Consider the following 9898-nt stretch of genomic DNA (forward strand, 5'->3'; position numbering starts at 1 on the left):
ACGCGACAGGCTTTCCAACGTATTGTCACTACGAAGCACAGAAAGGCGGGCAACGCATGAAGCATCGGCATGGACGGGCAGTGACTTGGTTATTGATGTACGTGGTGCTCGGGGCGGTCTTTCTGAAAGTGCGCCACGTGTTTCACCTGGACCGCCACGGCTGGCAGGGCTTTCTGTACGACGTGGTCTTCATCTCCGTCGAAGTCGTGCTGCTCCTGCACGCCGTGCGGGTCTGGACCGGGTCTCGGCCCGGCCGCGGGAAGGACCGGTCTGGTCGCTGAAAAAGCGGGAAAATTTGCGTTACGCCGGCTTTTATGCTATATTCTTCTTAGGTTTTCAATACTTCGAGCAGAAGTGAGCAGTGATGCTCACTTTTTTTTGGAGCTAAGTCCAGAAAGAAGGTGTTTCGTTGGCCAAACAATCAATTGTCGAAACTGTGACCCCGCTCATCGCGCCCATCGTGACCGCAGCCGGGCTGCAGCTGGTCGACGTGGAATACGTGAAGGAGGGGAAGAACTGGTACCTCAGGGTTTACGTGGATAAGCAGGGCGGTATTGACGTGGAAGAGATTGCCAAAGTCTCTGATCCCATCAGTACCGCGCTGGACGGCTTGTCCCCCGATCCGTTTCCCGATACCTACGTCCTGGAGGTGTCTTCGCCCGGTGCGGAACGACCGCTGAAGACGGCGGCGGACCTGCAGCAGGCGGTCGGCGACTATATTCATATTTCACTGTACGAACCGGTCGACGGCCAGAAGGTCTTCGAAGGGACGCTGCAGACACTGACGGACAAGGAATTGACCTTGCTGACCAAGGTCAAGACCCGCCGGATCCCGCGCACGTTTGCCCGGGACGCGATCGCCCACGCCCGCTTAGCCATTGAATTTTGAGGAAAGGAAACAAGAATTATGAGTGCTGAAATGCTCACAGCGTTAAATGAGCTGGAGAAACAAAAAGGCGTTAAGAAAGAGGTCGTTGTCGACGCCATTTCTGCCGCCCTGGTTTCTGCCTACAAACGCAATTACGGTCAAGCCCAAAATGTGGAGGTTGACTTCGACGACAAGACGGGTGAATTCCACGTCTATGCCGTTAAGGAAGTCGTGGACACGGTCTTCGATTCCCTGCTGGAAGTGTCGCTGAAGGACGCGCTGGAGATCAATAAGGCGTACGAAATCGGCGACCACATCCGCTTCGAGGTCACGCCCGAACACTTCGGCCGCCTGGCCGCCCAAACGGCCAAGCAAGTTATCATGCAGCGCATCCGCGAAGCCGAGCGGACGATCGTCTATGATGAATACAGTCAGTACGAGAACGAGATCATGTCCGGCGTCGTGGAGCGGCGCGATAACCGCTTCGTATACGTGGACCTGGGCCGCATCGAGGCCGTGTTGAGCAAGCAGGACCAGATGCCCAACGAAAGCTACAACGCCCACGAACGGATCAAGGTCTATGTCTCGAAAGTCGAAAACAGTCCCAAGGGGCCGCAAGTCTTCGTTTCCCGCACCAATCCTGATTTCGTTAAGCGGCTGTTTGAACAAGAAGTCCCAGAGATTTACGATGGGACTGTGGAGGTGGCAGGCATCGCGCGGGAAGCCGGCGACCGCACGAAAATCGCCGTCAAGTCCAATGATCCCCGGATCGACCCGGTCGGAACCTGTGTGGGCCCCAAGGGGCAGCGGGTCCAGGCCGTGGTCAACGAGCTGCACGGCGAGAACATGGACATTATCCAGTATGAAGACGATCCCGCCGAGTACATTGCCAACGCCTTGAACCCGGCCGAAGTCATCGCTGTTCAATTTGCGGATGATGAATCTCGTAACTGCACCGTCATCGTGCCTGATGAACAACTGTCCCTGGCGATCGGCAAGCGCGGCCAAAATGCCCGTCTGGCGGCTCGCTTGACCGGCTACCGCATCGACATCAAGCCCGAGTCTGAAGTTGAGTTCGTCGATGACGACGGCGATGTGGAAGACCCCCCGGATACCGACAACAATGGTGATGAAAACTAATGGCCAAAGCCAAGAAGCAAAAAAAGGTACGGAAGATCCCAATGCGTAAGGATCTGCTCACCAATGAAATGAAGCCCAAGAAGGAAATGGTGCGTATCGTTCGGGATCCGGACGGTATCATCAGCATTGACCCCACCGGTAAGAAATCCGGCCGGGGGGCTTATGTCTCCTTGGCCCCGGACGCCATCGCAGCCGCTAAGAAAGGGCGCTACATTGAAAAAGCCCTGGCCGGTAACGTGACGGAGAACTTCTACGATGAGTTGTACGCGTATGTGGATCACCGCAAGGCGCGGGTCGAACTCTTTGGGCCCGACGCATGACGCCAATGAATACGCAAAAATTAATGAACCTGATCGGTCTCGCCCAACGCGCTTCCCGGATTATTGCCGGTGAAGCCCAGGTCCTTACCGCCGTCCGCAGCACTCAAGCTAAGCTTGTCTTTCTGGCTGCCGACGCGGGGGAAGCGACCGCGAAACGGATCACCGATAAGTGTGCCTTCTACCAGATTCCCCTCACGCAGGCCTTGACCAGCGCCGAGATGACATCCGCCCTCGGGCGCCCACGAAAAATCGTGGCAGTCACCGACGCCGGCTTCGCCCGCAGCATGGAGGCCCTTATGTAACTGAATAGAGGAGTGTGAAGATATGGGGAAAAAACGTGTCTATGAATTCGCCAAAGAAATTAATACCCCCAGCAAACAAGTGGTGGATGCCGCTGAAAAAGCTGGGTTAAGCATCAAGAACCATATGGCGATGATCGATGATGCCGGACAATCAAAAGTCCGCCAGATCTTGCAAAAAGGGACGGGGGCAGCACCGGCGGCTAAACAGCCGGCCGCCGCTGCGCCCGCCCAGCACCAAGCACCAAAACCCAAGTCACAGAATATGGATCAAAAGGATCCCCATACCGGCAAGACGAAAATTCTTGTTAGTGCCATTCGCCGACCCAAGAGCAAACCGAATGCCGCCCATGCCAGTGTCCATGGTGTGAAGACGACCACTGGGGTGCCCCGGGAAGACCGGCACGCACTCGCTTCCCGGCGCAACGCTGAACGGCGGCAGCCGGCGGTTAACGCCGCTCCGGCTAAGCCGCAGGAATCCCGTCGGCCCACGACGAAACAAACCGCCGCGCCGACGAACGCTGCCCGTCCTATTCAGTCAACCAACAGACAGGAGTCTAACCCTACGGTATCAACGACCCAAGCAAAACCCACCACCACGCAAAAGACCCCCACGGCCTCGGCCCGCAACCAGCAGACCAGTGCACCGCGCAATCAGAGCGCTCAATCTGGCAGCCGCAGTACTAACCAAAGCGGACAGAACACACCCAGCAGCAATCGCGGGCAAAGCCAAAACCGGAATCAAAACCAAGGCGGCGGCAACCGCAGTCAAGGCCAAAATCGCGGCCAGAGCCAATCGCGACCGAGTAATCAGGGCCAAGGCCAAAACCGCAATCAGAGCCAAAATCGCAGTCAAAACAGCAATCAAAACCGCAACACCAGCGCAGGCCGCAGTGCCCAACCAGTGGCCACGGCCACCACGACCGAGAGCGGCAATCGCGATAGCCGCCGCAACCGGAACCAAGGCAGCGGCAACAATAACTATCGGGGCAACAACAACAGCCGCTTCAACGATAACCGCAACGGCGGCAATCGCCGCAACCGGCGCAACAAGAAGGGCCGCCGCCGCGAGAACGAGCACAAGAAGGTCATGCCGCAACGCAAGGATCGGCCGTTACCTGAAACGCTGGTCTATACCGAAGGCATGAACGCTCAAGAATTGGGCAAGGTGCTCCACCGCGAACCGGCAGAAATCGTCAAGAAACTCTTCATGCTCGGCGTGATGGTCAACCAGAACCAGTCGCTGGACGATGATACCATCGAACTGCTGGCGGCAGATTACAATATCAACGCTAAGAAGAAGGTCGAACAGGACATTTCTGACCTGGATGCGCTCTTCGAGAAGGAACAGGAAAACACGGACCACTTGGTACCGCGGCCGCCGGTCGTGACCATCATGGGCCACGTTGACCATGGTAAGACGACGCTGCTGGACAAGCTGCGCCACACCCACGTCACAGAGGGCGAAGCCGGCGGGATCACCCAGCATATCGGGGCCTATCAGACGAAGCTGGACGGCCGGGTCATCACGTTCCTGGATACACCGGGACACGCGGCCTTCACCGAGATGCGCGCGCGGGGCGCTGACGTCACGGACATCATTATCCTGGTCGTGGCGGCTGACGATGGCGTGATGCCGCAGACCATTGAGGCCATCAACCACGCCAAGGCGGCCCACGCACCGATGATCGTGGCTGTAAACAAGATCGATAAGCCGGGTGCTAATCCCAACCACGTCATGGAACAGCTCACGGAATACGGGCTGATTCCAGAAGACTGGGGCGGCGACACGATTTTCGTTCAGATTTCTGCCAAATACGGCAAGAACTTGGACGAACTGCTGGAAATGATCTTGCTGCAAGCCGACGTGATGGAGCTGAAAGCCAATCCGGACCAGCCCGCTGTCGGGACGGTTCTGGAAGCCAAACTGGATAAGGGCCGTGGGCCAGTGGCATCGCTGCTCGTGCAGCAAGGCACCTTGAAGATCGGCGACCCCATCGTTGTCGGCGATACCTTCGGCAAGGTCCGGGTCATGACCAATGACCGCGGCCGCCGGATCAAGGAAGCTCTGCCTGCTGAGCCCGTGGAGATCACTGGCTTAAACGACGTGCCGAACGCTGCGGACCACTTCGTTGTCTTCCCGGACGAGAAGACGGCCCGGGCCGTCGGCGAAGAGCGCCAGAAGAACGCCCAAGTCGAGGAACGCGCGCACAATACGCACGTGACCCTGGACAACTTGTTCGAGACGATGAAGGAAGAACAGATGAAGGAAGTCGACGTCATTATCAAGGCCGACGTCCAAGGCTCCGTTCAGGCGCTGGCCGATTCCTTGCAGAAGATCAACGTCAAGGGCGTTCGGGTGAACATCATTCACCAGGCCGTCGGCGCGATCAACGAATCGGATGTCACTCTGGCAGCGGCGTCTAACGCCATCATCATTGGCTTCAACGTACGGCCCACACCGCAAGCCCGGGCCCAGGCCGATACCGATAACGTCGATATCCGTCTGCACCGGGTCATCTACAAGGCCATCGACGAGGTCGAGTCGGCCATGAAGGGCAAGCTGGAACCCGAGTACCAGGAGAAGGTCACTGGGAACCTGCAAGTCCGGGAGATCTACAATGTCTCCAAGGTCGGTACGATTGCGGGCTGCTTAGTCACAGACGGTCTCATCACCCGGGACTCTGGTGTACGTCTGATCCGCGACGGCATCGTCGTCCACGAAGGCAAGCTGGGTTCGCTCAAGCGCTTCAAGGATGACGTGAAGGAAGTCCGCCAAGGCTTCGATTGCGGCTTGACCATCGACGGGTATAACGACATCCACGTGGACGACCAGATCGAAGCCTACGTGATGGAAGAAGTACCGGTCCAATAACGGAGGAAGATAGCCATGAAGCATCGTATTGGTCGTGTTGAATCAGAGATCCAACGGGAAGTCACCGACATTCTGCTCAAGCGGGTCCGCGATCCGCGGGTCGAAGGGGTGACGATCACCGGTGTTGAGGTGACCCAGGACTTGCAGTACTGCAAGATTTACTACAGTATTCTGTCCGATCTGGCCAGCGCCGCTGAGAAGGCGCAGGCCGGCTTGGACAAGGCCACCCCGCTGATTCGGCGGGAGCTAGGCCACCGGTTGACCACGTATAAGATTCCGGAGTTATCCTTCCACCAGGATCCGTCGGTTCGTTACGGCGAGCACATCGATCAGCTGATTCACCAGCTGCATGTGCAGGAGAACGATGAAGGGTAATTGATTCAGTGCAGAAAGGCGCTCAGCGGCGGAAACGTTGCTGAGCGCCTTTTTTCGTGCTTGGGACTCTTGGGGAGCAAGGACTTTTCACCATTCACGTACCAGAATCGACATTTCACGCTCGTCGTGTCCTGATTAAGCCGATTTAAGGTATGGTAGGGTCAGTTAATGAATGGGCAACCGAATAGAAAGCGTGGCGGCATGGAAAAGATGACGGAGAAGCATTTCTCGATATGGCAGAATCTGCCATGGTTCAAAGTGCAGCGGCACGGGTTCGCGGATGCCGTGCGCTGGTGGCTGCCGGCGATCGTGGTGATCCAGCTGGGCGTGACCCTGATCAGCGCGGCGGTGCCGGCATTGCTGGTGCGGCTGTTGGGGGCTCGAACCGGGCTGCCCACGCTGCTGGTGGCAATGATTGGCATCGGTTTGGGGCTGGGCTGTCTGCAGTTTGGCCAAGTGGTCGTGGATGCCTTCATGCAGCAGAAGAGTGTCAGCGTGCGGTTGGAGATGTTCACGAAGGATGGGGCGGATTATCTGCACATCCCGTTCACGGCCGCTGCTGATGCCCAAGTGCGCGCCAAGCGGGCCGAGAGCATGACCTACGGCTACGGCGGCGATACGTCCGGAGTCGGCGTGTTTTACGGCGCACTGGTGCACACGGTCCAGAACGCATTCCTGATCTTGGTCGATGCCCTCATTCTCGGCGGTGCGTCGTGGTGGATCAGTGCAGCCATCGTCGCCACGACCGTTCTGGCTTTCTATCCCCAGCAATCCTTTCAGCGCTTCCGCCGAGCAAAGCAGAAGACCATGGAAGACCAGTGGAATCCGCGCAGTTACGTCCAGCATTCCAGCTTCCAGGAAGAAAACGGGAAGGACATCCGCCTGTACCACATGGCTGACTGGTACCAGCAAAAGTATGAGCACTTCGTTGACTTGGACACAGTGGCCAATCGCAGTATTGAGCGCCGACGCTTCTGGGTTCGCAGTCTGTCAGCCCTCTTGACCCTGGTGCGCAACGGGGTCGGCTACGGCCTGCTGGTCTTCCTTGCGGTCAATCAGCACATCAGTCTCAGTCAGTTCACCTTCTACTTCACGCTGTTGACGACGGTGGGAACGACCGGCGAAGCCGTGTTGACCCAATACGGCTTGCTGCGGGGAGCCAATGCCGATATCAACACCGGTCGGCGGTTCCTGGATTGGGCGGACGATGTCATCAAGGCCATGCCGCAAGGGAAGACCACCCCGAATTTCGGTACCGCGCCATTAACGGTGGTGTTTGACCATGTCACCTTTACTTATCCCGATGGGGCCGCGCCCGTGCTGAACGACATCTCATTCACGCTCCACGGCGGCGAGCGGGTCGCCTTGGTGGGCTTGAACGGGGCCGGGAAGACGACCATCACCATGCTGATGATGGGCTTGCTGACGCCGGACAAGGGCACGATCACCATCAATGGCGTGGACATTCAGACCATCTCGCCGGCCGCCTTGCGTCATTACTTCGCGCCCGTATTCCAGGAGAGTACGGTATTTGCCGGCACGGTGGGCTACAACGTGGCCATGACCCATGATTACGACCCGGCCAAGGTCAAGGCGGCGATTGCCGAAGCTGACTTAACGGACGCCATCGCAGCGCTGCCCCACGGAATCAAGACTGAGCTGACGACCTACCTGCACGATGACGGCGTGACGCTTTCTGGCGGCCAGACGCAGAAGCTGATGATTGCCCGCGCGTTGTACCGGGATGCGCCCATCCTCTTGCTGGATGAGCCCACAGCGGCGCTGGATGCCTTGGCCGAGAGTGCCTTGTACCAGCACTATCAGAAAATGGCGACCGGGAAGACGAGCCTCTTCATTTCTCACCGACTGGCCTCGACGCGGTTTTCTGACCGGATCCTCTTCATCCAGCACGGTCAGATTGCCGCCAGCGGCAGTCACGACGAGCTGCTGGCCAAGAGCCCGGAATACGCCGAGTTGTACCATACCCAAAGTCAGTATTATGACGAGGATCAATCGTCTGAGGAGGCGGCCCAGGATGCCTGAAAAAAGCAATCATCATACGTATCGCGAGTATTTGCACTTCGTTAACGTGATTCGACCCCATACCGTGGGGGTGCAAGTGGCGGCAGCAGTGGTGACCATTCTCCAAGGATACGTCGCGGTCACCTTCCTCGGCTTGCTGGTCAGTCAGCTGACGGCCGCCAATAGCAATCAAAACCGCTTGGTGGTGCTGGTCGGCAGCTTCTTAACCGTCATGTTTTTGATGGCCGTGCTGGGCTACTGGCTGGACCAGCACGTTCAAGTCAACGCCCGGGCCATCTGGTTCGGTATGCAGGCGATGGCCAACAAGAAGATGCTGAACGTCACGTATCCCACTTTCATCGATCCGGATTTTCGGGATAAATACTCGGCGGCGAATACCAGTATCATGTTCACCGGCGGCTTCTCCAGTTTCATCATCCAGATCGTCAACAGCATTTGCGGACTGATTGCCGCGATCGTTCTGTCCGGCGCTTCCCTAGTCGTCCTCTTCACAGCCCGGGCCACCGCCAATACGGGGCTGGCCCAGTTTGCTAATTCCCCCTGGCTGTTTGTGATTATGCTGGCCTTGATTGTCATCCCCGTGGCGGCGGCCATTCCGCTGAGCAAGCTCAGCAGCAAATTTACCCACCGCTTCTTTGACTACAACGTCCAGTACAACCGGTTGAGCGCCTACTTTATCAATAATATTTTCGACGATTACATCGCCGGCAAAGTGGTCCGGATTTTTGACCCGGAAGATAATTTGGTTCACTTCTTCGGCAAAATGAACACCAAACAGTACAAGCAGGACAACAAGCTGCAGGTCCAAGCCACGGCAGCCCGCAGTGTGAACAGTATTATTCTCGCCACGGTCATCGGCGCGCTGTATGTGGTGGTCGGCATCAAGGGCTTAGCCGGCGCCATCTCCATTGGTGCCGTGATTGCCTACGTCGGCTACCTCCAGCAAGTCATCGGTGCCCTGACCAACACAATGGACACCGTCGGCACCAGTGCCGCGACACTGAAGGGTCTGGACCAGTTCATCGATTTCATTGAGTATCCGGATACGGAGGCCAGCGGCAAGCTGCCCATTGAGAAACGGACCGACAATGATTACGAGATCACTGTGGCCGATGTCAGCTACCGCTACCCCGGGGAGAAAGCCTGGGCGCTGCACCATGTTTCTCTCCGCTTCAAAGTCGGGCAGCGTCTGGCGCTCGTCGGGCCCAACGGCAGCGGCAAGACGACGCTGATCAAGCTGTTGACGCGGCTGGCTGAACCCACGGAAGGGCGGATCCTGCTCAACGGCATCGATGCCCGCAAGTATGACATCCACGAGTACCAGCAGATCTTCGCCGTTGTCTTCCAGGATTACCGGCTCTTCGCCTTCTCCGTGGCCGACAACGTGGCTGTCAATACCCACAAGGACCCGGCCCGCATTCAGCGCGCCCTGACCCTGGCGGGGGTATGGGACCGGGTGCAGAAGATGCCGAAAGGACTGGACACCAGCCTGACCAAGAATATCGATGCCGACGGTGCTGACATCTCCGGCGGCGAGGCCCAGAAGATTGCCATCGCCCGGGCGTGGTACAAGAACGCGCCGTTCATTATCTTGGACGAACCCACAGCAGCCCTGGACCCGGTCTCCGAATACGAGATCTATCAGCGCTTCGATGACTTGATGCAGGACAAAACCGCCATCTACGTGTCCCACCGGATGAGTTCCACCCGGTTCAGCCAGCGCATTGTGGTCCTGGATCACGGCGCGATCGTCGAAGACGGGATCCACGCCGCGCTGATGCAGGAGAAGGGGCTGTACTACCAACTGTTCGAGGCCCAGGCTCAGTATTATACGGCAGACAAGATCAAGGCCCAGCGGCAGAATGCCGATGCAGCGTACACGATTGAGTGAGAAATGCGGCCGGTTCGGTGTAGCGGTACTAAAAAAGGGACTGGGACAAAATTCATATTCCGCGACATACTGAGTGCCAACGCGTAG

Annotated in this window: 8 protein-coding genes and 1 pseudogene; all 9 read left to right on the top strand. The window is 57.7% G+C overall.

The features are described 5' to 3' along the window. Positions 1-56: 56 nt before the first annotated feature. Positions 57-281 carry a hypothetical protein gene (locus L248_RS10700; protein ID WP_040536358.1) on the top strand — a complete coding sequence of 75 codons (225 nt, stop codon included), beginning with the start codon at positions 57-59 and terminating at the stop codon, positions 279-281. A 128-nt stretch (positions 282-409) separates the two neighbouring features. Beyond that, positions 410-889 (top strand): ribosome maturation factor RimP, encoded by a 480-nt coding sequence (gene rimP, locus L248_RS10705; RefSeq protein ID WP_022530238.1) that lies wholly within the window; start codon positions 410-412, stop codon positions 887-889. Positions 890-907: 18 nt separating this feature from the next. Then, positions 908-1999: pseudogene (gene nusA, locus L248_RS10710) on the top strand (transcription termination factor NusA); the annotation flags it as partial. An 8-nt stretch (positions 2000-2007) separates the two neighbouring features. Further along, complete coding sequence (gene rnpM, locus L248_RS10715) at positions 2008-2328, top strand: RNase P modulator RnpM (protein ID WP_022530240.1); 321 nt, start codon at positions 2008-2010, stop codon at positions 2326-2328. Between the two features lie 5 nt (positions 2329-2333). Next, positions 2334-2630: a YlxQ-related RNA-binding protein gene (locus L248_RS10720; RefSeq protein ID WP_040536376.1), complete on the top strand. Its 297-nt coding sequence runs from the start codon at positions 2334-2336 to the stop codon at positions 2628-2630. A gap of 22 nt (positions 2631-2652) precedes the next feature. Then, a complete protein-coding gene (gene infB / locus L248_RS10725) occupies positions 2653-5502 on the top strand; it encodes a translation initiation factor IF-2 (RefSeq protein ID WP_022530242.1) in 2850 nt (949 codons plus the stop codon). Positions 5503-5517: 15 nt separating this feature from the next. Further along, a complete protein-coding gene (gene rbfA / locus L248_RS10730) occupies positions 5518-5877 on the top strand; it encodes a 30S ribosome-binding factor RbfA (RefSeq protein WP_022530243.1) in 360 nt (119 codons plus the stop codon). A 201-nt stretch (positions 5878-6078) separates the two neighbouring features. Beyond that, positions 6079-7920, top strand: coding sequence for an ABC transporter ATP-binding protein (locus L248_RS10735; protein WP_022530244.1), 1842 nt, complete (start codon positions 6079-6081; stop codon positions 7918-7920). Beyond that, the gene (locus tag L248_RS10740; protein WP_022530245.1) at positions 7913-9811 is read left to right on the top strand and encodes an ABC transporter ATP-binding protein; all 1899 of its coding nucleotides are present in this window, start codon (positions 7913-7915) and stop codon (positions 9809-9811) included. The genes L248_RS10735 and L248_RS10740 overlap by 8 nt, the downstream gene beginning before the upstream one ends. Positions 9812-9898: the final 87 nt, after the last annotated feature.

Source organism: Schleiferilactobacillus shenzhenensis LY-73 (genome assembly GCF_000469325.1).
Taxonomy (GTDB): Bacteria; Bacillota; Bacilli; order Lactobacillales; family Lactobacillaceae; genus Schleiferilactobacillus; species Schleiferilactobacillus shenzhenensis.